General features: G+C 35.0%; 14 protein-coding genes. 10 read left to right on the top strand and 4 right to left on the bottom strand.

Translation table 11 applies throughout. From position 1 onward, the window contains the following. Nucleotides 1-701, bottom strand: a 701-nt coding sequence (locus ACECE_RS28815; protein WP_010252466.1) for a transposase, incomplete at its 3' end; no start/stop codon positions are given. Between the two features lie 161 nt (nucleotides 702-862). Here ACECE_RS28815 and ACECE_RS0225090 point away from each other — a divergent pair. The 8 genes from ACECE_RS0225090 to htpG all read left to right on the top strand — a co-directional run bounded on the left by ACECE_RS0225090 (nucleotide 863) and on the right by htpG (nucleotide 18,320). Further along, a complete protein-coding gene (locus tag ACECE_RS0225090; RefSeq protein WP_010252464.1) occupies nucleotides 863-2,029 on the top strand; it encodes a copper amine oxidase N-terminal domain-containing protein in 1,167 nt (388 codons plus the stop codon). 579 nt (nucleotides 2,030-2,608) lie between these two features. Beyond that, on the top strand, nucleotides 2,609-6,364 hold the full coding sequence (locus tag ACECE_RS0225085; protein WP_010252462.1) for a diguanylate cyclase: 3,756 nt from the start codon (nucleotides 2,609-2,611) through the stop codon (nucleotides 6,362-6,364). Between the two features lie 79 nt (nucleotides 6,365-6,443). Continuing rightward, on the top strand, nucleotides 6,444-7,070 hold the full coding sequence (locus ACECE_RS0225080; protein WP_010252461.1) for a prepilin peptidase: 627 nt from the start codon (nucleotides 6,444-6,446) through the stop codon (nucleotides 7,068-7,070). Between the two features lie 498 nt (nucleotides 7,071-7,568). Then, nucleotides 7,569-13,031 carry a diguanylate cyclase gene (locus ACECE_RS0225075; protein ID WP_010252459.1) on the top strand — a complete coding sequence of 1,821 codons (5,463 nt, stop codon included), beginning with the start codon at nucleotides 7,569-7,571 and terminating at the stop codon, nucleotides 13,029-13,031. Nucleotides 13,032-13,221: 190 nt separating this feature from the next. Further along, a complete protein-coding gene (locus tag ACECE_RS0225070) occupies nucleotides 13,222-14,877 on the top strand; it encodes a DUF6382 domain-containing protein (protein ID WP_010252457.1) in 1,656 nt (551 codons plus the stop codon). A 150-nt stretch (nucleotides 14,878-15,027) separates the two neighbouring features. Next, complete coding sequence (locus ACECE_RS0225065) at nucleotides 15,028-15,561, top strand: A24 family peptidase (RefSeq protein ID WP_083878939.1); 534 nt, start codon at nucleotides 15,028-15,030, stop codon at nucleotides 15,559-15,561. A gap of 149 nt (nucleotides 15,562-15,710) precedes the next feature. Beyond that, nucleotides 15,711-16,139 carry a Fur family transcriptional regulator gene (locus tag ACECE_RS0225060; protein WP_010252453.1) on the top strand — a complete coding sequence of 143 codons (429 nt, stop codon included), beginning with the start codon at nucleotides 15,711-15,713 and terminating at the stop codon, nucleotides 16,137-16,139. 267 nt (nucleotides 16,140-16,406) lie between these two features. Next, nucleotides 16,407-18,320, top strand: a complete 1,914-nt coding sequence (gene htpG, locus ACECE_RS0225055; RefSeq protein ID WP_010252451.1) for a molecular chaperone HtpG — start codon at nucleotides 16,407-16,409, stop codon at nucleotides 18,318-18,320. Between the two features lie 98 nt (nucleotides 18,321-18,418). Here the strand turns inward: htpG and ACECE_RS0225050 are convergent, their stop codons facing one another. The 3 genes from ACECE_RS0225050 to ACECE_RS0225040 form a co-directional block, all read right to left on the bottom strand. Next, nucleotides 18,419-20,071 carry an AMP-binding protein gene (locus ACECE_RS0225050; protein ID WP_010252449.1) on the bottom strand — a complete coding sequence of 551 codons (1,653 nt, stop codon included), beginning with the start codon at nucleotides 20,069-20,071 and terminating at the stop codon, nucleotides 18,419-18,421. A gap of 15 nt (nucleotides 20,072-20,086) precedes the next feature. Then, nucleotides 20,087-20,638, bottom strand: a complete 552-nt coding sequence (locus ACECE_RS0225045; protein WP_010252447.1) for a helix-turn-helix domain-containing protein — start codon at nucleotides 20,636-20,638, stop codon at nucleotides 20,087-20,089. Between the two features lie 360 nt (nucleotides 20,639-20,998). Further along, nucleotides 20,999-21,886, bottom strand: a complete 888-nt coding sequence (locus ACECE_RS0225040) for a LysR family transcriptional regulator (protein ID WP_010252445.1) — start codon at nucleotides 21,884-21,886, stop codon at nucleotides 20,999-21,001. 215 nt (nucleotides 21,887-22,101) lie between these two features. Here ACECE_RS0225040 and ACECE_RS0225035 point away from each other — a divergent pair, with 215 nt between their 5' ends. Both ACECE_RS0225035 and ACECE_RS30805 read left to right on the top strand, forming a co-directional pair. Next, nucleotides 22,102-25,875 carry a phosphoribosylformylglycinamidine synthase gene (locus ACECE_RS0225035; RefSeq protein ID WP_010252443.1) on the top strand — a complete coding sequence of 1,258 codons (3,774 nt, stop codon included), beginning with the start codon at nucleotides 22,102-22,104 and terminating at the stop codon, nucleotides 25,873-25,875. 25 nt (nucleotides 25,876-25,900) lie between these two features. Then, nucleotides 25,901-26,071 carry an orn/lys/arg decarboxylase major region gene (locus tag ACECE_RS30805; RefSeq protein ID WP_010252442.1) on the top strand — a complete coding sequence of 57 codons (171 nt, stop codon included), beginning with the start codon at nucleotides 25,901-25,903 and terminating at the stop codon, nucleotides 26,069-26,071. Nucleotides 26,072-26,109 lie beyond the last annotated feature (38 nt).

The following is a 26,109-nucleotide window of genomic DNA, read 5'->3' as shown; positions in this document are numbered from 1 at the left end:
TATCCAAAAAGGCAATATGTCTTGGAATGCCGAGGCCGTTGGTGATAATGCCAAACTTGTAGACATAGCAGAAGTAGCCGTTTATGTAGAGTTGCTTGATTTCTTTGTTTGCTAGAGGCTGAAGAAGGCATAAGGCTATAAGCCATTTTATATACATCGACATCAGGCTTGTCCTTGTAGAAAGCCTTGAGTTTTTTTATGATAGAATTTATGAACTTTGGGTTATTCTCAGTTACAAAGGTTTCAATACCTGAAGTATCATAAGCGATAGTGGATGCAAGAGTAGTGTTAATTTCCTGGCAAATAGGTTCTGTAATATCTACAAGGTGGTTAAAGAAGTTTTCCAGGTAAATAACGAAATCTTGTTTGAACCGTGTAAACTGAGAGTTATGAGGGACGTCTGGAAGGCCACAGAATTCACGGGCTTCATGGCATAAATTAAGAAAAATAATGAGTAGCGAAACTGTAGGAATGCCAAGAATTTTCTGCAGAACTAATGCTGAAAGCATTGAAGAGAGTGAATATTTACGGTCTCTCCCTAGAGTTTTGTGGTAAGACCAATAAAAATCCTGTGGTATAAGCGAAGATAAATCAAGATGTTGTGAGAGTAGCTTAAGAAATTTTGGCTTATTATTTTGAAAAACATCTTTACATTCTTCGAATGTGTCAGCAAAAGAAATTTGTTTATAAAGTTTTACCATTTGTTTTCCCCTTCTCTTGTTTAAAATTGGATTAGATACCTATATTTTACTAGAAGCAGAGGGGGAAAACAATAAAAATATCAATTTGAAATGCAGTAAATTCAAGCGTTATAGCATTTCGCAAATAACTAATATATTAAAAATTAGGGGGTAAAATTTACATGAAAAAGTTAGGTTTTTGTTTGTCAGTATTTTTGTTTGTTGTAACTGCATTTGCTTCTGTAGCCAATGCGGCTGATAACATTGCTGAAAGTCCGGATGTGAAAATAGTTATTGAAGGTGAAATGGGAACATATAACGATGTTACCATAATTGCAAATGGCAGAACTATGCTTCCTTTACGTGAAGTGCTTACAAATTTAGGTGTTCAGAATGATGATCAACATATTATCTGGAATGCAGCTGAAAGAAGTGTTACTGTAAAAAAAGAAGATAAAACTATTTATCTTAAGGTAGGTAAAAAGGCAGTTAATGTTAATGGAGTTGAGACGGCTATAGATGTAGCTCCTATTATTTATGCTAAAAATAGCAGAACTTATATACCTGCAAGGGTTGTAGCTGAAAGTTTAGGAAAGCAAGTAGTGTGGGATGCACAAACAAGATCTGTGTTAATAAAAGATCAAAGCAGTTTTAATGAAGTTAAAGATATACTTACAAAATCTAATAAAGCAATGGAAAACGTAGGAAAGTATAAACTTGGCATGGAAATGAAAATGAAAATATCCCAGGATGAACTCAGCATGGATTATGGTATTGATATGAATGCAGAGGTAGATGAAGCCAACAAAGCTATGCATACAACTACAGTTATGAATATATTTGGAGCCGATACAAAATCAGAAACGTACTTAAAGGATGGATGTTCTTATACTAAGGATGAAACAACAGGCAAGTGGTCAAAAGAAGAAATGAGTGAAAGTGATTTTGAAGAAATGTTTTCCAGCACTGAAATGACTAATATGGAAGTTTCTGATGTACTTTGTGCAGGGTTAGTTGTAGCTGAAAGTAAAAATCCTGACGAAATTGTTTTACGAGGAGACGTTTTAGTTTCAGATTTTATTAATGGATTCAATAGTGGTTTAGGGTCAAGTGAAAGTGATGCTGTTGGAGATTTTGGCATGGGTAATTTTGATATGGAGTTGACCTACGATAAAAACACTTATATGTGCAAGTCTATTACTTTGGATCTTTCCGGTGAGATTGAAGATGAAACCGGTGCAGGACAGTTTGGAATAGAAGCTAATATTGTTATATCAGACTATAATGGAGCTTTTGTGATTGAGTTGCCACAAGATGCAATTGTAGGTGATTCTGACGCAATTAGATAAGTTAAGGTTTTAAATGGCTATTGCATAGCTTACTTAGTAAGCTATGCAATAGCCATTTTTATTTGAGGAATTTATTTAGCAAGCGTTCTGATGTTCTAATGGTATAGAGAACATAAAAAATAAAAATAATTTTTCCCTAAATTATAGTAAACTTTGTAGAATGGATATAAAAAATGAATAAATTTCGAATATATTATGTTATATAGATAACGAACATTAAAGTTAAATCTATATAACACTTAAATGTTAACTAATTCTGATACTTAAGAGTTTTATGAACTGTTAGAAAATTACGGAATTTAAAGTCTCAAAGATTTTTATTGAGTTGTGGGAAATAATGTGTTATAATTTGCGCGATTGGAAAGATTTTTATTTTTCACTAAATATAACTTAAAATTTATATTGCAGTTTAGGATAAAAATAGAGATAATATAGTAAAGATATACATTGTTTTTGTATTTTGTTAACGTGGAAATGAGATTTTGTTATATAATGTTTAATATATAAAAGTCTATGCGAGGTCACATATTAAAGTGCAGTTGAATATCCTATTTTCATTAGCTTTAAGGGGGGGGCTCTATGCAGGAATCTTTCTCGTTTAATAATCTACAGCAGGATTTTACAATTCATGATCCCCTGACAGGGGCTTATTCGCGTGCACTTTTAAACGAGCAGTTTCCTGATGAAGTAGAGAGATGTTCTCGTTATGGTATACCGCTTTCTTTGTGCTTAATTGATATTGACTATTTTAAAAGTATAAATGATGCCTATGGCCACATTCGTGGAGACCAGATTTTACAAGGATTTGTAATGCGTTTGAATAACTTAATGAGGAAATCAGACATTTTGTTCAGGTATGGCGGTGATGAATTTGTATTGCTGATGATGAATACTCACAAAAAGCAAGCATTATCATTGACAAATCGCATATTGGATAAAATCAGGATGGTTCCTTTTCCGGGCGAACCTACTCTCAATATATCGCTAAGTATCGGTGTAGCAAGTTATCCTGATGATGCTACAAATGCGGAAGAGATATTTAACGTTGCAGACCGACGTTGCTATGAGGCTAAGCGTAAAGGCCGTGGACAGGTTGTTGGAGAAACCTATACATTTCAAAATGATATTGTATTTAACAAGTTATCGCGATTGATTGAAAGAGATGAAGCTCATTCAAAACTTAATTGTTTCCTGGATGTTTTGCCTGATAAAGGACGAGGGATTTTAAGCATTATTGGACCTCAAGGCTCAGGGCGTACAAGCTTTCTTTCAAAAATAGAATCAGCAGCTAAAATGAGCAATTTTGAAGTTTTATTTCTTACTGGGAAGTATGAATTAAAATCAAAGGCTTATGGACTTTTGCTTGAATCAGAAAATGAGACTTTTGATTTTAAAAAATTATTTAATATTGAAGATTTTGAAGATTTGCTAATTAAACTATTAGAAAAAAATAATAAAGCAGGTTTCATATTAATTATTGATAATCTGGCTTTTGTAGACCATGCTACTTTGAATATGTTGAGGAATTGCATTATGGGCAGTAAACTTCAATGTTTTGGTCTTATATATTCTTCAGATCCTGACACGACTAGAAATTTTGAGTATTTGAATGTACCGCTTTATGATACTGTTTATTTAAAGCCCTTTTCACCTAAGGGTGTTAATATATTTGTGAGAAGTGTTTTGTCATGGGATCCGCCAGCATCATTTTTAGACTGGCTGTATACCCAGACAATGGGATATCCAAAGCAATTAAGTGAAAGCCTTTCATATTTAATTGAGAAGGGAATAATAAAGAAAAATGGTGATCATGAATGGTTGATTGAGCCTAACTATACCACTATATCACTTCATAAGAATCTTGATAGATTTAGGAAAATGCCTCAAAATAACCTGCCTTCTTTTTTGACTGAGTTTATTGGCAGAGAGGCGGAAATAAGTCAGGTTAGTTCGTTATTGGATAAAAGCAGATTAGTAACTCTTGTTGGACCTGGCGGAATTGGGAAAACCCGGTTGGCTCTGCAAGTAGCATCTATAAGGCTTAATGATTTTGAAGATGGAGTGTTTTTTGTGTCTCTTGCTTCAGTCACAAAGTCTGATTTAGTAGTTTCGTCTATTGCTAAAGTAATGGATATAGTTGAAACTTCAGGTCAATCAATTTTAGATTCAATGAAAAGTGCACTTAAGGATAAACATAGATTGATAATTATTGATAACTTTGAGCAGGTTATTGCAGCTGCACCAATGCTTGCAGAGCTTCTTGCATCGGCTAGATTGATAACGGTAATAGTGACAAGCCGTGAGGCGTTACATATTTCCGGAGAACACGTTTTTAATGTACCACCATTAGAAGTTAAAGAATTGGAGCAAAGAAATAGTGTAGAAAGGATGATGCAGCAGGCCGCAATTGCATTGTTTGCATCACGTGCTCAGGCAGTTCAATATAACTTTGTGCTTACAAAAGATAATATCGGGCAAGTTGCAGAATTGTGTGCCCGCCTGGATGGAATTCCACTTGCAATAGAACTGGCAGCATCAAATGTTGGTCGTATTTCGTTGACGGAAATGTTAGAACAAAGCAGAAACCGGCTGAATTGGCTGAACAATGGCCCTAGAGACTTACCTTCAAGGCATCAGACTTTGAAGAGTACTATTGAATGGGGCTATAGTTTGCTAAATGAGGACGAACAACAATTATTTATGGGTTTAGGTGTATTTATTGGCAGTTTCACAAGGGATGCAGTTGATAAGGTTATGAGCGGCGATATTAAACTTCAAATAAGTATATCTGACTGTTTGATGTCACTTTTAGACAAAAGTTTAATTAGAAATGTTACTGACAATTCAAATAGAGAAGAAATTAATTTTGGAATGCTTGAAACTATTCATGAGTTCGCGGTGGAGTGCTTGAATTCAAGTGGTAAGAAGGATGTTTTAGAGAAAAAACATGCTTACTATTACATGTCATTAGTTGAAGACGTGCAAAATAATATAAATGGGCCTGAACAATATTTATACCTTAATAGGCTTGAACGCTCATATTCAAATGTATTGGCAGCCATTGAATGGGCTAAGAAAGAAAATAATGTAGAGCTTGAAGTAGCGTTGGCAGTTGGACTTGGAGAGTACTGGGAACTTGGGGGCCGTTGGAGCGAAGGCCGACTGATATTGAATAATATAGTTAATAAATATGCTGGAAGTCTAAAATCAAAGGAATTTGCCATGATATATCATTGGCTTGGCAGGTTGGTTCAATTGGAAGGAGATTGCAAAAAGGCGATTGAAGTTTTAAATACAGGATTGGAACTTAGCAAAATAAATCATGATTATTATGGGGAAGCGAGAATTTTACATAAACTTGGCTGGGTATATTACATGTTTGGGGACCATAAGAGAACTGAGGAGATGTGGAATAAGAGTCTGGATTTATTTAGGGATATGGATGACAAGCCCGGTGTGGTACTTCTTTTACAGGACTTATGTTATACAAAGTACTATGAAGGTGACTTCAATTTGGTAGAAAAGTACTCAAATGAAAGTTTGAAAATGTGTAAGCAGTTAGGTGACAAGAGAGGCATAGCTACTGCACTCAACAGGCTGGGGCGTTTAGCAAGGGGAAAGGGTAACTTCGAAAATGCAGAAAAGTTGTTTAAAGAACACCTTGCAGCATGTGATGAGCTTAAGGATAAGACTGGAAAAGTTGGTGCGCTGATGTGCTTGGCAGAATTGGCACGTTCAGAGCGTAAGCTTAGTTTAGCTACAGAATATTATAAAGAATGTTTAAAATTAGGACAGGAGATAGGATATAAGAGTGTTGTTGCCAGTGCAATGAAAGACCTTGGTGAGATAGCAAGATACCAGGGTGAATTTAGGATGGCAAGTGAGCTTTATAATGAAGGATTATCAATATCTCTGGAAGTAAATCATAATGGAGAGACAATGTGGATATATAGGAATATGGCTGAATTGGAAATGTACCAGGGAAATCATGATAAGGCAAGAGAGTTATATAAAAAGAGTTTGGAAGTGTTCCGTGAATATAATCAAAGAAATGCAATGTTTGTACTGCTTACATTAGGAGGTTTAGCAGGATTGGCTGCGTTAGACGGTCAGCTTATTAAGGCTGCAACTCTTTTTGGAACTGCAGGTAGGTTGTTTGAAGTCAATGGAAAACTTATTTCAAAAGATGATGCTGATGACTATAGACGACGTTTTGAAGAGGTCCAAGCAAAATTAAAAATTGAGGAATTCAATTCAGCGTGGAATGAAGGACATTCCATGTCAATAGAAACTGCAATAGACTTTGCTATGCAGGATAATTCAGAAAATAACTAAGAATAGCTGCAATATTAGTTCGTATTTTTTAATTTTATATAAAACATCATTTAATTATTTCTACAAGGAGATAGATGTGATGAGTAGCCTTTTGGCAGTGTTAACAGGGGTTTTAGTTGGCAGTTTGGTTAATGTGTTTGTCAATTTTGAAGGTAGATATAAACCGTTAATTAAATGGTATTTCACATTATATTACCAAAATGCTAGATCTATTTTCACTACTGCCGGGTTAGGCCTGATATTTTATATTGTTTATACAAAATATGGAACAGGGTTTTGCTCTTTAAGTTATATGATATTAACGGCTATACTTTTTGCAGCAAGCATTAAGGACATTCAAAACAGGATTATACCCAATAAATTGATTGTATTGGGATTAATATTAGGTGTAATTTTAAACTGCCTTTTTTTTAGTTTCGGTAGGATTGCTGACTCATTGACCACCTTTGTTCTGGCAGGAGGAATACTACTTTCAATTTCATTTGTTTCAAAGGGCGGTTTGGGTATAGGGGATGCCAAGCTGATAGCATGCACAGGAATGCTGCTTGGAGCTCAAAAAACCATATCTGTCATGATCATATCTTTTTTAGCCAGTGCTTTATTTGGTGTATTTTCAGTATTGTTTAAAAAACTTAATAGGAAAAGTGCAATGGCTTTTGCGCCTTTCGTGCTATTTGGAGTTGTTTTAACTATAATTACCGGATAGAATGAAAGGATAAACAAAATTCCCAATCCATTTGACTGCATTCGATTTTATAACATTAGCTACAAAAATAAAAAGGGATGGTCCTTTATGAACACAGCCCTAATAATAAATGGTTTTATATGATATACTCTAATAAAATATTAAATCATGTTTAATCAAAAGTGGTTACAAAATAGTTAAAATTGATTAAATATTGTGATTATTTTTTTATGTTATGTTAATTTGTTATGACTTTGTGTTATTGATGTTTTATTCTCCAGTAATATATGATATAATATATATGATACGTTTTTTACAATATTCTTTTTTACGTTCATGGTCAAGTATTGCAAAGTATTGTTCAGTTGTCTATAAGTTACACAATTCTATATGTATTATCAAATATTGCAATTTGTATAGTTGGTTAAATACCAGGGTAATGAGTAATTGTTTTTTCCATTTTTCTTAGCAAGATAGGTTATATTGATACCATTTTCTAGTCAGAAATGGAGAGGAACTATGAAGATTCTTAATAATCGCTATAAAATTATTGCATCTATTAAAGAGGATTTATCAAACTCCGTATTTCTTGCTGCTGATATGCTTCATGATAACAGAAATGTAGCATTAAAGATAATTTATCAAGAATCAGTACCAGTCAAGTCTCTCGATTTTCTTAAAAGGGAAATAGGCTTTCTTACTTCTATGGCCCATCCTAATATTATGAATATCTATGGCTTTGAAGCATTAAATACTATAGACGGAAATAATATAAGTGCAAAACAATATATTTGTACTTATGAGTATATTAAAGGAAGGTCTATATTTAATGCTACAACAGGTATGGGATTTATTGAAGTTATGGATCTTGTTGTAGAAGTATGTTATGCACTCGATTATTTGCATAGTAGAGGACTGGCTTATAAAAATCTTGATGAGAAAAGTATAATAGTAAGTGAAAATGGAGGTATCACGTCAGTAAAACTGACTGGATTTGCAGGCAATGAAGATTTGGAAAGAGCTTTGTTTAAAGGAAGAAAAAACAGCCCATTTTATAAAGCACCAGAAGTGATTAAAAATGACGATGCTGGTGCTTTGTCGGATATGTATTCATTAGGAGTACTGATATTTTGTCTTATTTCAAGAAAAAACATGAATAGGAATAACTTTTACGATACATGGAGTAAATATAAAAGTTTGCTGCAAAATGTAAACAGTATTTATGATGGAATCGATAACGAAAGATTCGTTGAACTCGTTGACAGACTTGCTTCAGATAAACCTGAGAATAGATATCAGAATGTACATGAAGTAGTTAGGGCAATTGGTAAATTGTGCGATAAGAACTATCCTTTATTCCAAAAAAAGTATTTAGAAAAGCTGACAAGTGCAACTAGATTAATTGGTAGAGAAAAAAACATGAATCAACTTTTTAAGTGGAAAGATGAGATATTCAATAATAATTCCAATAGAAGGATTGAATGTATATCTGGCGAAGCCGGTATAGGGAAAACCCGCCTGTTAAATGAATTTAGCTTTTATATGGAACTGGATAGAGTTAAGATTTTAAGAGGCATGTCTTATGAAAACAATGGTAAAAAATATGAGCCAATACTTCAGATTTTAAAGCAGTTGTTACCTTTAGCACCTGTTGAAATACTCGAAAAGTACAAGCCTGAATTGGTAAAGGTGTTACCTGATGAACGGATTATAAAAGGAGTTATTCCAAAGGCTGATTTATCAGAAGACAAAGAGAAATTAAGGTTAAAGGTGCGTATTGCCAGCTTCATTCTCAATGTTATTGAGGTCTGGCCTTCAATCATAATAATTGATAATGCTCAGTGGATGGATGATTCTACTATTGAACTTATAGATTATATTATCAGTACTGCAAAGACTGGACAGTTCGGCTTTATTCTGTCTTTTAGAAATCAAGAGCTTAAGAAAAAGAAGCTATTAAGTAGTTTCATGAATAAATGGGCAACCTTGGATATTGTGAATGAGATGAGTTTAACTAGATTTGACTTTGAAGAAACGGGAGAACTCATTAAGAGTACTCTAGGTATGAAGAACTATCCTACAGCTTTTTGTACGGAGATATTTCGTTATACTGAGGGGAATCCGGGATTTATTATAGATGTAATTACAGCCTTGTTTAAAGAGCGGAAATTGTATCTTGATGAAAATGGACTATGGAGCACAGACTTTGATGATGAGTCAGACTATTCAGGGCTTTATATCCCGTCAAACATGCATGAGGCAGTTTGGAAGCATATAAATGCTCTTAGCCCTTATTTATACATGATTCTTGAGATGTTGTCTGCATTTGATACGCCAGTGTCATTCGAAGTTATTGAAAAGATGGTAAACGGTGATCGGGAGCGTACAAGGGATGCACTTATAGAATTGATGTCCCATCAGATAATTGAACAAAGGCTCGGTGATTGGGGATATGCCTATGATTTCCATTCCAGAAGCATAAAAAGTGATGTTTATAATAGAATTAGCAGTGCCAGAAAAGTTCAATATCATAGAAATGCCTCCATTATACTGGAGCAGAGGTTTAAAGAGGAGGAGAGAATTAATAAGGATGAGCTGATATATCACCTTATAAGATGTGAAGAAAAAGAGAGGGCTTTGGCATTAATGGTTGAAGCTGCCGATCGGATGTTAAAGCTTCATATAAATAATCAAGCTTTAGCATATCTCAAAAAGGCTCATGTGATTGCACAGGAAACTTCATCAATTAGAGATATTATTAAGATCCAATTTATGATGGGAGAACTTTATAGAAGAAAGGGAGAAAACAGAAAAGCTTTTGAGTGCTATAACGTAGTACTGAAGCTTGCGATGGAAGTAGATGACAAACATACAATTGCCAAAGCTAACGAGATGATTGGTGCATTATATACCAGAAAGAATGACTTCGATAGGGCACTTTCGTTTCTTAATGAATCATTAAAGATATCAAGGGAATGCGAGTTTGTAGAAGGATATCTTGAAGCAGTGCGAAGGATTTGTTGGGTGTATATTTATAAAAGAAAGAATCGAGAAGCTATAGGTATTATCAATAAGGTAATCGAAGAGTATGCCGACGACAGGTATAATTATTATAAAGCAGAGCTTTATAATGTTCTTGGGACTCATTATTTGGAGTATTCCAAGGTTGAGGAAGCATTAGAATGTTATGGTAAAAGTATTGAGCTTTTTGAAAGTAATGGAGAAAAAGTTGAAATAGCTTATCCGCTTAATAATATTGCTACAGTATTTGCAGAGTTTTTACATGATAATAAAAAGGCAAGGGAATACTTTGAAAAATCCCTGGAAATAAATTTGGCAAGTAATCTGGTTGAAGGCATTTCAAGCTGTTATGATAATCTTGGAGAAACATGCCGCCTTGAAGATGACTATGCGAAAGCTATTGAATATTATTTTAAGTGCGAGGAGCAGGCAATTGAAGGCGAATTGTATTCTCTGCTGTTTTCTGTTTACAAAAATATTGTTCTTGCGTACCTTGAATTGGATGAATACCAGAAGTCTTACGAGTATCTACAAAAGTGCAAAAGTGAAATAGAGTGTAATCCTGAAAGGGGAATTGATTTTCAGCTCTTTTGTGAATATGCTGCTCATTTTTATTATGAAATGGGAAGTTATAAGGAAGCAAGCGATTATGCACAAATGGCAGCTAATTCATCAAAAAAAGCAGACATTCAAGAGAGTATAAAATGCAAAAGTATAGCTATGATGTCGGATTATGCCCTGTTGGATTGTGACAGTAGTGAATCTAAGGCTACACTGGTTAACGGAATGCAAAGCATGCTGGCTATGTACCAAAATACTAATATGATTAAGGACAGACGTGAAGTTTTGCACAGATTTGCTGGATTTATGATCGAAATAGGAGAAATGGAAAGAGCTTCTATATTAATGGATGAAAGCTTTAAGCTGAGCTCAGATATTAATACGAAGAGGCTTGAAATAGAGTTTTTATATATTAAGGGTATGCTTACCGGAGGGATTGAAGGCATTAAACTAATAGAAAAGGCCATGGAAATTAATAGAGAATATAAAAGTCTCCGATTGGAATGGAAATGTTATAAAGCTATGGGTGATATCTATTATTCAAATAGAGATAGTTCCAGTGCAACTACATACTATATCAAGGCATTAGATATATTGTACAAGATTGTACTAAAAGTTCCAAAGGAATACCAGAAATTGTTTTTATGCACACACAAACGTTATGTTCCAAGAGAAAGATTGCTTACTATCAAGGTAAATAATTTAAAAGAACAGGAGCTATTGATAGAAAGAAAGTTAATAAAACCGCTTAGTTGTGATGATAACTATCTGGTACAGTTCTTTTTTAACAGTATTTACAATGAGACTATAGTTTCCGATAGTAAAAATAATGGAATACATGATTTTGAGAATACAAACGATATAATGAAGCGGGTTTTGACGCAGATTTCAAATGAGTATGAAAAAAATATGGAGTTGATTATTGGTGCAGCATGTGAGTTGACATCTGCAGAGCTAGGATATGTTCTTCAGTATAATGACAAGAATGAACTGGAAGTCGTTGCAATGAGCAAAAATGGTGCTGATAATGGCTATTACCAATACTTGATTGAACATTCAAATTTAAAGAGATCCGGCTTCTTTGCGAGTGATATCTTTGGAAGAAAAAGCGGGGATGCCAGTATCGTTCTTCCTCAAGATGTTACAGGTGTAATGTGTATACCTATTTGCAATAATAAGAGTAATAAGAAAAATGTTCTTAGCAAGAGAAAAAATATTGAAAAATCAACTGCAAATATAAAAGGCTATTTATATTTATCAACTTCCAGTGTTCTCAATAACTTTACAGTGCAAAATTTCGAATTATGTAAGATTCTTTCAGGTCAGGCTTTTCTGCACATGGAAAACTACGCCCTTAAAATAATATCTTCAATTGATAAACTGACTGGGGTATATACCAGAAAATATTTTGAGAGCGTTATCGATCAAATAATTAATAATGCCCATAGTGAGAAATCGCCTCTATCTCTAATTATGATTGACATAGACAAGTTTAAGAGTATTAATGACAATTTTGGACATCAAAAGGGTGATGAAATACTGAGTAATGTAGGAAGAATTCTTATGGAAAATATAAGATCAGCCGATGTTTGTTGTCGGTATGGAGGAGAAGAATTTGTAATTATTCTGCCTGATACAAGTATAAACGAAGCCGAAGCTGTAGCTGAAAAACTGAGAAGTGCCATTGAAAAAGAGCGATTAATGGGGCAGGGTAATAATCTTACAGTAAGTCTTGGTGTATCATCATACCCGAAACATGGTGAATGGCGTGATGAGCTAATTGGCAAGGCTGATCAGGCATTATATTATGCAAAGGAGTCAGGAAGAAACAGATCATGTGTATGGAACACCAGAATGCGTAAACTTACAAACAGGATGGATAAGCTGGCTGGAATTATAACAGGTAATGTTGTTCAAGATCAGAGAAATGTGCTGGCAATGCTGGAAATTATACAACTTGTCAATGAGAATATTGGATTGTCAGATAAAATCTATAAAATACTGGGAGTAATAATGGAGATTTTTGATTCTGAATATGGAATGCTGTTAACAGTATCCGGAGTGAATAATGGAATAGGAAATGTTTATACACGTAAAAGGTCAGTTTTAGGATGGCAGGATGGAGAAAATTATAGCAGAAAGATTGTTGAAAAAGTAGTAAAAACTAATAGCGGGGTTTATATAGTAGACTGGGATGACATAGAAATAATAGATTCTGAAACAGGAGAACCCGTATTTAACTCTATTCTTGCTGAACCTATTATTAAGAAAAAATCTATCAGAGGCATTTTGTATTTGTCTTGTCCAATAAGTAGAAAAGAATACGGTTTTAGTGAATTAAACTTTCTTGGAGTAATTGGAAATATGCTATCGGGAATTATCACTCATAAAGCAGATTAGATGCCAGCTATCTGAAAAACCTCAAGCAATATTTAAGCTGGTTCTTAACTAATAACCTGTAATCTCAGGGCTAAATACCCCTGAGATTTTTATTTATCTTCAGTTTTTTTGGCTTTTAGATTAATAATTCTCAAATTTTTCCGATATAGAATTGAAAGGACAAAAGCTCGGGAAAAAGGGGGAAGTTTTTATGGAAAATGCAATTAAAGACAGGTTTATCTTCACTTATGAAAGTGGTGTAACCGGAAGCTTTTTGGTTGCAAGTACTAATAAAAATGAGAGTATTGTGGAATTTCAAGTGAATATGCTGTCAAAAAATCCGAACAAGTATATTTTACCCTTGGATGTAAGGCGGAATAATGACAGAATTAATATATATTACAATATTACTTCAAAATTATCATTGTCACAATATTTAAAACGTAATAGGTTAAGTAAAAATGAATTTATAGGTATTTTTTCAGGTATTGTAAAAACACTTTTGAATTCTAAAAGTTTTTTGCTCTCTGACAAATCGTTTTTATTAGATGAAGAATATATCTATATCAGTCCTGATACAATGTGCATTTCACTTGTATACCTACCATTTAAATTAGATATTGATATAACCAAAGCTTTAAAGGATTTTGCAATGAATTTTGTAGTATATAGCGCAAATATCTATGAAGAGGATAGTGATAGCTTTTTACAGCAGGTTTTAAGCTTTCTAAAGAAAGATACATTTAATATATTGGATTTTGATAGGTTTTTAAAGGAAATCAAAAGAAGTACTGCGCCTGAAACAGAGATTGAATTGCAAAAGCCGTCAGGTATTACTGAAGACAGGCAAGTAAGAGTACAGGTGGAGAAGCAACCTCTGAAAGAGGAGATGGTGAAGCAGAATGGACCAAAGATAGAGATTCCTAAGCCAAAGTCCGTTGCAGATAAAGATGCTAAAAGAGGTTTAAACGTCAATAATAATGCAGTAAACGGTGAAGGGAAAAAGTTTGAAGGCCTTCTAGCGGATCAAAATATTTTAAAGAGTTTTGGCAGCAGCCCTAATATTGTTATAGGTGCTGTGATACAAGCGGTATTATTAATAGCTGTTTTAGTGCTATTTCTGACAGGAACGCTTGACCGCCTTGGTAACGATAAAGTTTCTACAGTTTTTGGGCTTTTGCTAATTTGTGGAGCAGTTAGCTACTTTATGTGGAAGAAAGTACTTGAGATAAAATTTACAGAGAATAAAGTCGTAGAGAATGCAAGTGATAAGAATAGAACTGAAAAGAGTAAAACTGGAAGTAAAGTCAATATGCCTCCGGTTATAAAGCCAACAAGAACACCGAAATTCAATGACCCTGATGCAACTGGACCTAGAGAACTTAAAAAAGTTGTTTTGCCAGAAAATAGAGGAATGAACAGAATTGACACCATACATAATGCTTATTCTGAAAATCCACAACAAGAAAAAAATAGGGAAGGTGCTGGTGAAATAAAGCATGCAGATGAACCAGTTATGATAAATAGTAATGTGAATGAGACTGTTTATTTGGGAAGCGCAATCATAAATAATCCGCATCTTAAGGTTTTTAAGGATGGCATTATGGAAGAAGTTGTAATAAACAAGCCAAGCTTTATTATTGGAAGGCTGGATGGACAGGTGGATTATGTACATTCAAACAATGCTATAGGAAAAATGCATGCCGAAATTATTACCCGTGCAGGGTGCTATTATTTAAAGGATTTGAATTCAAAAAACGGTACATATATAAACGGTAAAAGACTAGAAAGCAATAAAGAATATGAGATAAGAAACAACGATAAGATTACTCTTGCAAACAGTGAATTTATATTTATAGTACTGTAATTAAATCTTTGAAGGTTGCATTTTCGCAATAATCTTTCGAATTAATTGGAATATCCTAAAACAGTGTTTATCTATCTACAAGTTGCACGAATCTTTTGGAACTCTCTCATGAAGCTTTAATAGCAGCACATTTGAAAGGCGGTGGGCTAAATAATAGTTAAGTGTTTTGAGGGCACTGTTCTTTTATTTATAGCACTGATAAGTGATATTAAAAGTTATAAAATAAGAAATAAAGTGACCTTAACTTTTGTGACAGTTGGTATGCTGACAAACTTTTGTATTTCAGGATATAAAGGTCTATTGGACGCCCTTCTTGGCACTGTTATTCCTATTATATTATTAATTGTACTATATGCTCTCAGGATGCTTGGCGCTGGTGATATAAAGCTTTTTAGCGCATTGGGCGCTATTTTCGGTGTGGAATACATTTTTGCTATTATGGGATATTCATTTATTGCAGGTGGAATAATAGCATCAGGATTTATAATTGCAAAAAGAAATTCAAAGGACAGAGCCAGACACTTATTCAATTATTTCAAATTGGTGTTTCTGACACAAAGCTTTAAGCCATATACAGAATTTGAAGACAAGGATGATAATGGAAAGTTCCGTTTTGCATATGCGGTGTTTATGGGGACTTTCTCTTTTGTTGTTAATAAGTTACTAATATGGAGTTTGCATTAAAAAAAGAAGCTTATATACAGAGAAGTGTTGTTTGCACAAATAGGATTTATAAATGAAAAAAGAATACTGTAAAAAACGCAGATGTGTTGAAATATCTTCAGGCTTAAAGTAAAATAAAAGTAATTAAGGATTTAAAGGATGAACTTATTATGGAAAAAAGTCCGAACTATGACTTGATACTTGCACAAATCGGATGCAAAAATACTAAATCCAGAAAGGTAATAATTGAAGTACTTGAGAAATCAGATATACCTCTGTCAGCTGAAGAAATTTTTCTTCGGGTCAAGGATTCTGGAGCCTCTACAAACCTTTCAACTGTTTATAGAACTCTTGATCTGATGGAGAACAAAGGGTTACTGGAAAAGTGCGTTATGAGTGACGGTAGAGCGAGGTATCAGCTTATTCTTGAAGGTCATAAACATCATATAACATGTACCAGTTGCCATAAATCCGTATCAATTAATATTTGCCCTCTTGAAAACCTTGAAAGAGATGTAGGAAATAAAACGGATTTTAATATAACTGGTCATAGGTTGGAATTATACGGTCTTTGTCCAAAGTGCAGAAAAAAAGAGTAAGTCGATAAAAATCCGAAGTAATATTCCAGCTATTCATTACCGTGAATTTTTTATAAAATTGTTAGCACTCATACTTGATGAGTGCTAAAATTGTCTTGACAAGCTTTTACAAACGAATGTAATATATTTATTAGGGGAAAACAAAATAATAACTTCTACTGTATTTTCACCTTTGGCTTATTTATATCAAGCAGGCTATGTGAAAAACAGAAGTAATATTATTTACCCCTTAGATAAAAAATTAATTTTGGACAGGAGGGTGCTTTAATGAATCACCAAAGTGGAACTATATCCATAAATACAGAAAATATTTTTCCAATTATAAAGAAATGGCTTTACTCCGAAAAGGACATTTTTGTACGTGAACTTGTTTCGAACGGAAGTGATGCCATAAGCAAGCTGAAAAAGCTTACAACAATTGGAGAAGCAAATATCAATAGTGATGAGAAGTATTTTATAAAAGTTGTTGTGGATGGAAATAAAAAGACCATACAGATAATAGACAACGGGTTGGGAATGACTGAAGAAGAGGTAAACAAATATATCAATCAGATTGCTTTTTCGGGAGCAAAGGATTTTGTTGAAAAGTACAAGGATAAGGCTGATGACAGCCAGATCATAGGACACTTCGGTTTAGGTTTTTACTCAGCTTTTATGGTATCTGACAAGGTGCAGATTGACACTCTTTCCTACCAGGACGGAGCACAGGCAGTAAGATGGGCAAGTGATGGCGGTACTGAGTTTGAAATGGATAAATCTGATAGAACGGAGAGAGGTACTACTGTTACTTTATATATTTCGGAAGACAGCAAGGAATTTCTTGAAAGCTACAAAGTTAGGGAAATACTTGTAAAATATTTCTCATTTTTACCCTATGAATTGTACTTAGAAGATACTAATGAGAAAAAGGATGTTGAGGATGTAGAGGGAGGAAAGTCTGAGGAGTCAAAGCCTGAGGAGCCAAAGCCTCTTAATGATACAAATCCTTTGTGGCTCAAGAATCCTAAGGATTGCACCGATGAAGAATATAAGGATTTTTACAGAAAAGTATTCTTTGACTACAACGAGCCTTTATTCTGGATACACTTAAATATGGATTATCCATTTAACCTTAAGGGCATTTTATATTTCCCTAAATTAAAGCATGAATTTGATACTATGGAAGGGCAGATAAAACTTTTCTACAACCAGGTATTTGTGGCTGACAATATTAAAGAAGTAATACCGGAATTTTTGATGCTGCTTAAAGGAACAATTGACTGTCCTGATCTGCCTCTTAATGTATCAAGAAGCTTTTTGCAAAACGATGGGTATGTTAGCAAAATTTCAACACACATAACAAAAAAGGTTGCTGATAAGCTTATCTCACTTTTTGAGAAGGACCGTGAAGTCTTTAATAAATACTGGGATGATATAAACCCATTTGTTAAATTTGGATGTATAAAGGAAAAGAAATTCTTTGAAAAAGTTAAAGATATTGTAATCTTTAAGACTACTAAAGATGAATATGTTACATTGAAGGAATACTTGGAACATAACAAGGAAAAGCATGAGAACAAGGTATTTTATGTTACTGATGAAAGGCAGCAGGCTCAATATATCAAGTTATTCAAAGAACAGGGTATGGAAGCTGTTATTCTTTCAACCTTGATCGACAGCCACTTTATTCAGTATCTTGAAATGGAAGAGAAGGACGTAAAGTTCTTGCGTATAGATTCTGATATCAGTGACAGCTTAAAGAATACGGATGATAACAAAGATGATGAGGCTGTAAAAGAATTAGCTGAAAGCATTGAAAAAGTATTTAAGGGCAGCCTGAATAATGAGAGCTTGAAGGTTCAGGTTGAAGCATTGAAGTCAGAATCAGTTCCTGCAATGATACTTTTGTCAGAACAATCAAGAAGAATGCAGGAAATGGCTAGAAATTACGGCAGCTTTAATTTTGGCGGTATGTATGGTAATGATGAAACCCTTGTACTGAACAGAAATAACAGTTTGATTCGTTCATTGCTTAGTCTTAAGGATAAAGAAGATAGGAAGGAAGACGTTAAGCTTATCTGCGAACACGTATATGACCTTGCACTAATGGGTCACAAGTCTCTTGAGCCTGAAGCTATGACAAAATTTATCGAGAGAAGCAATTTGATTCTTTCAAGACTTGCCAAAGAAGAGTCAAAATAAGATAAAGCTAATACAATAAGCAATAGCAAATTTAAGAATATGAATATTAAAATAGCTGCAGCTTGGACGACAAACTGCAGCTATTTTTGTAATTTATTTTAAGAATCTTTTTGACGTATTTCAACTCTACGAATTTTACCACTGATAGTTTTTGGAAGTTCCTCTACGAATTCGATTATCCTAGGATACTTATAAGGAGCAGTTACCCTTTTTACGTGATCTTGCAGTTCCTTAACAAGAGCTTCACTGGCGGAATATTTTTTTGTTAACACCACTGTAGCTTTGACAATCTGTCCTCTAACCGGATCTGGAACTGCTGTTATGGCGCACTCTAATACAGCAGGGTGTTCCAATAAAGCACTTTCAACTTCAAAAGGTCCGATTCTATATCCTGAGCTTTTGATTACATCGTCTGCCCTTCCTACGAACCAGTAATAGCCATCTTCATCTTTCCAGGCCATATCTCCGGTATAATATATATCATCATGCCATACCTTATTGGTTAGTGCTTCATCTCTGTAGTATCCTCCAAATATACCTACAGGCATGCGCTTTCCTGTTCTTATAACTATCTGGCCTTCTTCACCAACTTCGCAGGATTTTCCGTTTTCATCAATTATATCAACATCATATCCTGGTGTTGGCTTACCCATTGAACCTGGTTTTGGTTCCATCCATGGATAGGTTCCTAATACTACAGTCAACTCTGTTTGGCCATAACCTTCCATGAGTTTTATACCGGTCAGGTTAAGGAACTGGTTATAGACTTCGGGGTTTAAAGGTTCGCCAGCTATAGCACAATATTTAAGTTTACTTAAATCGAACTGCGTCAGGTCTTCTTTTATAAAGAACCTGTATATAGTAGGAGGAGCACAAAATGTTGTTACACCATGTTTGCATATAACACTTAAGAGCTCTTTTGGGACAAATTTATCATAATCATATACGAAAACTGCACTTCCAGCCATCCACTGTCCATAAATTTTGCCCCATACTGCTTTAGCCCATCCGGTGTCTGCAACGGTAAGATGCAGGCCACCTTCCTGAACATTTTGCCAGTACTTTGCGGTAGGAATGTGACCTAATGGGTACATGAAATTGTGCCTAACCATTTTAGGCATACCTGTTGTTCCTGATGTGAAATATAAGAGCATTGTATCATCATTTTGGGGTGCATTGTCACCTACAGGTTTGGTAAATTCTGAAGATGCTTCTTCTACTTCTTTAGTAAAGTCGTACCAACCTTCCCTGGTACCTCCAACAAGTGCTTTAGCTTTCAGAGAAGGAGATTTAGCCATAGAATCTTCTATATGTTTTATAACTTCATCCTCAGCTACAGAAACTATCATTTTTATATCAGCAGCGTTATTCCTGTAAACTAGGTCCTTTGAAGTAAGAAGATGTGTTGCAGGAATACATATTGCGCCTATCTTATGCAGTGCAAGAATGGCAAACCAGAACTCATAGCGTCTTTTTAGTATTAACATTACAGGGTCGCCTTTTCCAATGCCGGCTTTTTTAAAAAAATTAGCGGTTTTATCACTATAGTGTTTTAGCTGCCCAAAAGTAAAGGTTGCTTCAGCGCCTTTTTCATCGCACCAGACTATTGCGACTCTGTCTGGGTTATTTGCAGCAATTTCATCGACAACATCATAGGCAAAATTAAAGTTGTCCGGTACGTTTATTTTAAAATTCTCAACAAAATCCTCATATGAAGTAAATTCTGTCCGGTGAATATATTTTTCTAGCATTACAACAAACCTCCATTATAAAATTATTGCTAAAAACCTAGCAGTTTTGTCATTCATAGCTTTCATTCCATGGTTTACTCCGGAATCAAAGAAAAGTGAGTCACCTTCATTTAAGATGATTTCATGGCCATTAATTATTACTTTTAAAGTTCCTTCGATAACATAATTAAATTCCTGACCTGGATGTGAATTATAGTGTACCTTCGGATCAGAGTCAGGTTCAACAGTAACCATAAAAGGTTCTGCTTTTTTGTGCACGAAATTATATGCTAGGCTCTGGTACTTATATTCTTTCCTTCGGTCAACACTTACACCGCTGTCTTTACGTACGACGGAATATGTATGAAGCCTTGGAGCATCCCCTGTAAGAATTGCAGCAAGTTCGACATTAAACTTATTGGCAATTCCGTAAAGGAAACTTACAGGAATATCTATATTTCCGCTTTCATATTCAAGATAAGTCTCAATAGAAATGTTAAGTTCTTTAGATAAGGACTCTGGTGATATTTCGGAAATCTCACGAAGTTCTTTAATTCTCCTGCTGATTTGCTTAATTTGCTCTGACATAGAACCATCCTTTCGTATTTATAAATTTAGTAAATTATAAATAAAACGTCAATAATACAACACATACTATTCTTCTCAAAAAGTCTGGCTTTTAGCAAAAATATATGCCGAAAGTCTTACAACTTAGCGTCGTAAGATACTTTTCGAAAAGAGATAATTTATATACTTAATCGAAGCGGAATTTACTGTTTTAATTTCAACTTTTGCTGCGCTTTGATTTTAAATATCGTCTTAATACCTTGAAATGAGCTGTAAGCTTATAATCTATAATATCGTAGCATAATTTGGGCAAGAATGTAAAGGAGATGTCTAAAAAAGCTTATTATCGTTAAATATCAGAAGTAAATTAAATAAGATTCGTTAATCTTTGTCCATGAGAAAATTGATAAACTCGTATGATGTTCTGGAAAGAGGAACATTTTTCATTGTGATGATTCCAAGTTTCCTCAAAGTTAGCTTTTCCTTAAGGCGTACTTCGAACAGCTCATTTTTATCAATAAGGAAATCTGCACTTTCTTTGAGAACATGGGCAATCCCAAGCCCTATTCTGGCAAATTCAAGTAGAAGGTCAATGCTTTCAAGTTCGATTTCAGGAAGCAAATTTAAGCCTTTTTTCTGTAAAAAAGAATCAATGTTGCGCCGGGTTGAACTGTTTCTATCAAGCATTAGAAGGGGATATTTAGAGAGCTCTTTTAATGAAATCTGTCTTCCTTTTAGCTCAATAAATTTATTTGAAGCAACAAAGATATCTTCTACCGACTTGTAATTTTCAATAGTTATTCCCTTGATATGAATAGGAAGTGTTACTATTCCAAAGTCAATTATACCTTCCTTCAAGATATCCTGAATCTGATGCGAGGTTCTGTTTATAACTTGAATTTTAACTTTAGGATGTTTTTTAATAAACCTGTCAATCGGATCTATAAGGTAGTATTTGCATATAGTATCACTTACGCCTATTCTTATTTCACCGCTCTCAAGATTTTGAGATTCAAGTAGCTTGCTTTCAGCAGTTTTGATAAAGTTATAAGCTTGCTCTATGTGCTTAAATAGAAGTTCACCCTCAGAAGTCAATTTTATTTCCCGGGTCTTTCTGAAGAAAAGTTGGGAGCCCGTTTTATCCTCAAGGTTTTTTATAGACTGACTGATCGCTGATTGGGATACGTGGAGCTTAGCGGCTGCATCAGAAAAACTGTTACTCTTGGCAGCATGATAAAATACTTTATATAACTCAAAGTTAATATCCATAAGAACCTCTTATATTATACATTAAAATTATTAATTTTACTTATTCATTGTATCATACTATAATAATACATGTAATATATAAGCTGCACAAAAGAAATTATATTAAGAAGCGCAGTTTATATAGATGGACATTATTTTGCAACATTTGAATTTATATATGTAAAATGAGCTTTGCAAAAATATAATTTTATTATTGATTGAAAAGAGGTAGAAAAATGATTAATAATGTTAGAAGAATTTTCGTAGAAAAGAAAAAAGGTTTCGATGTAGAAGCTGGCAGCCTATACCGCGACTTGAAATACAATCTCGGTATAGGAGGTTTAAATAGTGTAAGGATAATAAACAGGTATGATATTGAAGGTATATCCGATGAGGAGTTTGAGAGTTCGAAGAGGACAATATTTTCAGAGCCGCCTGTTGATGAGGTTTTTGATGAAAAAATTGACATAAATAGTGGGAGTAGGGTCATAGCTATCGAATATTTGCCAGGACAATATGACCAGAGAGCTGATTCTGCTTCTCAATGTGTGCAGATACTTACTCATGGTGAAAGACCAAATACTAAAGTTGCGAAGCTTGTTGTTTTAGAGGGTGAAGTATCAGACAGTGAATATGAAAAGGCAAAGAGTTATTTGATAAACCCTGTTGAAAGCCACGAAGCATCTATGGAAAAGCCTGCTTCTTTGGAGGTCGAAGTTAGTATACCTGCTGATGTAAAAATCTTGAATGGCTTTATAAATAAGAATTTTGATGAGCTTAAGGACTTTATGGATGAAATGGGCCTTGCGATGTCACTAGAGGATCTTGAGTTTTGCCAGAAGTATTTTAGAGATACGGAAAAGAGAGATCCGACCTATACTGAAATAAGGGTTATTGATACTTACTGGTCTGACCACTGCCGTCATACAACATTCCTCACAAATATTCAGAGTATCGAGATTGAGGATGGTAAATTTAGTGCACCTATAAAGAATGCTTATGAGAGCTATCTTGAATCAAGGAAGTATGTGTATGGAGACAGGCAAAAGGATGTCTGCCTCATGGATATTGCAACAATTGCAATGAAGGAACTTAGGAAAAAGGGAAGTTTGGAAGATCTTGATGAGTCTGATGAGATAAATGCATGCAGTATAGTAGTAAATGTTGATGTAAACGGAAATAACGAAGAGTGGCTGGTGATGTTCAAAAATGAAACACATAACCATCCTACTGAAATTGAACCATTTGGTGGAGCAGCGACTTGTCTGGGCGGAGCAATAAGAGATCCGTTATCAGGAAGGTCCTATGTTTATCAGGCTATGCGTGTTACAGGAAGTGGAGACCCAAGAACCAGTATTCAAGATACGATACCGGGTAAACTTCCACAGAGGAAGATAACAACCGGAGCTGCTTCAGGGTATAGTTCATACGGAAATCAGATCGGTCTTGCCACAGGTCAGGTAGCAGAAATATATGACGAAGATTATGTGACTAAGAGAATGGAAATCGGAGCAGTTATTGGTGCAGCACCAAAGAAAAATGTTGTCAGAGAAACGCCTGAAGCTGGTGATGTAATCATTCTATTAGGCGGAAGGACAGGCCGTGACGGCTGTGGAGGAGCAACAGGGTCTTCAAAGGAGCATACGGAAGAGTCATTGCTTACTTGCGGAGCTGAAGTACAAAAGGGTAATCCTCCTACTGAAAGAAAAATTCAGAGACTATTTAGAAGGCCTGAAGTTAGTACTATGATAAAAAGGTGTAATGACTTTGGAGCTGGAGGAGTTTCTGTTGCTATAGGGGAGTTGGCAGATGGTCTTAAGATTAATTTGGATTCGGTGCCTAAAAAGTATGAAGGTTTGGATGGAACAGAGCTAGCTATATCTGAGTCTCAAGAGAGAATGGCTGTTGTTGTTAAAAAAGAGGACGTAGTTAAATTTATTGAAGCTGCAAGAGATGAGAACCTTGAAGCATCAACGGTTGCTGATGTGACTGCTGAGCCAAGATTGTCTATGGTTTGGAGAGGAAAGACCATAGTTAGTTTAAGCAGGGAGTTTTTAAATACTAACGGGGTTAAGCAAAACTCCAATATTATTATAACTGCGCCTTCAGAAGACAATACCTACTTCAAGGCAGCATTGAGCGAGCAAAATGCGAAGGACTTAGAACAGAAGTGGGTTGATACGTTAAAGGACCTTAATGTGTGCAGCCAGAAGGGACTGATTGAAAGATTTGATGCTTCTATTGGAGCAGGGTCTGTTCTGATGCCGTTTGGAGGGAAGTGTCAGTTAAGTCCTGCAGAAGGAATGGCTGCAAAAATTCCTGTATTGAATGGAGATACAACTACAGGTACAATAATGACTTATGGGTATAATCCGCTAATAGCTAAATGGAGTCCTTTCCATGGAGCTGTGTTTGCAGTGGTTGAATCGGTAGCAAAAATAGTTGCTATGGGAGGAAACTACAAGACTGCAAGACTTACCTTACAGGAATATTTTGAAAAGCTTGGAAAGGATCCGAAGCGTTGGGGCAAACCTTTCAGTGCACTTTTGGGTGCTTACTATGCACAGATGAAACTTGGTATACCTGCAATAGGCGGAAAAGATAGTATGTCTGGAACCTTTAAGGATATGAATGTTCCTCCTACTCTTGTTTCCTTTGCAGTAGATATCGTAGATGTGAGAAATGTTGTTTCAACAGAGTTTAAGAATATTGACAGTAATGTAGTACTTGTAGCATTAAAGAGAGATGCAAATGAATTGCCGGATTTTGATAATTTGGATAAAAACTATACTAGAATAAATGAAATAATGAGTGCCGGAAAAGTTTTGGCAGCACAGACTGTAAGGTCAGGTGGGCTAGTAGAGGCAATAAGCAAAATGAGTTTTGGAAATATGATAGGCTTTACATTTAAGGGAGACTTACCGGTTAACAAGCTGTTTGCTCCAGAATACGGGTCAATAGTTCTGGAAATAAATAAGAATGAAGATTTAAGCACATTGTTTGCCGGTATTGATTATGAAGTCCTTGGTACTACTCAAAAGAAGGAAGCTATTGACTTAAACGGTGTAAGTATGAGCATAAAGAGTTTGATCGAAAATTGGGAAGAACCATTGGAAAAGATTTTCCCAACCAGGACAGAGCCTGTTAATAGTAAACCAAAGCAATATGGGTATGAAATAAGAAATACTTCAAGACCTAAAGTTTCATATGCAAAGCCGAGGATATTTATACCGGTATTCCCAGGAACCAATTGCGAATATGATACTGCAAAAGCATTTGAAAGAGCTGGTGGACAGGCGGAAATATTTGTTATTAAGAATTTGTCATCTTCTGAAATAGATAAATCCGTGGATTTAATGGCTAAGACGATTGATAATTCCCAAATCATAATGATCCCCGGAGGTTTCAGCGGAGGAGACGAACCTGATGGTTCAGGTAAGTTCATCGCTACAGCATTTAGAAATCCTAAGGTTAAGGATGCGGTTATGCGTTTGTTAAAAGAAAGAGATGGGTTAATGCTTGGTATATGTAACGGATTCCAAGCTCTTATCAAGCTGGGGTTGGTTCCTTATGGCGAAATAAGGGATCTGACTGATGAAAGCCCTACATTGACCTTTAATACAATCGGACGCCACGTTTCCTGTATGGTAAATACTAGAGTATCATCTACACTGTCCCCATGGTTTAGCAACCTTAAAGTTGGTGACATTCACTCTATAGCAGTGTCACATGGTGAAGGAAGATTCGTGGCAAGTGAAGAGGTGCTTAAAGCTTTAGAAAAGAATGGCCAAATAGCGACACAGTATGTAGATCTTGATGGTAATTCGAGTTATGACATACGGTTTAATCCTAACGGTTCTTTTGAAGCAATAGAGGGAATAACAAGTCCTGATGGAAGAGTTCTTGGGAAGATGGGGCACTCCGAGAGAATTGGAACCAATGTAGTTAAAAATGTTCCAGGAGAGAAGGATCAGAAGCTTTTTGAAGCAGGTGTAAATTACTTTAAATAAAAATATGGTTCAGGTATTTTAATGGATGGCTGTTTTAGTTGATGAAGCGCATGGGGCTCATATGTCATTTCATGACGATTTCCCATTGACAGCAATGGTAGTAGGAGCGGATATGAGTGCTGTAAGTATTCATAAAACTGCTGGTCCGCTTACCTTTGATTCATATGTAAACTATATAAGAGTACTTGGCAAATAAATAAAAAACCAACCTCAGAAAATGATGGTTGGTTTTTT

The sequence above is a fragment of the Acetivibrio cellulolyticus CD2 genome (assembly GCF_000179595.2).
GTDB lineage: Bacteria > Bacillota > Clostridia > Acetivibrionales > Acetivibrionaceae > Acetivibrio > Acetivibrio cellulolyticus.
The sequence above is the reverse complement of the archived record's forward strand: the minus strand, read 5'-3'. Positions and strand labels throughout refer to the sequence as shown.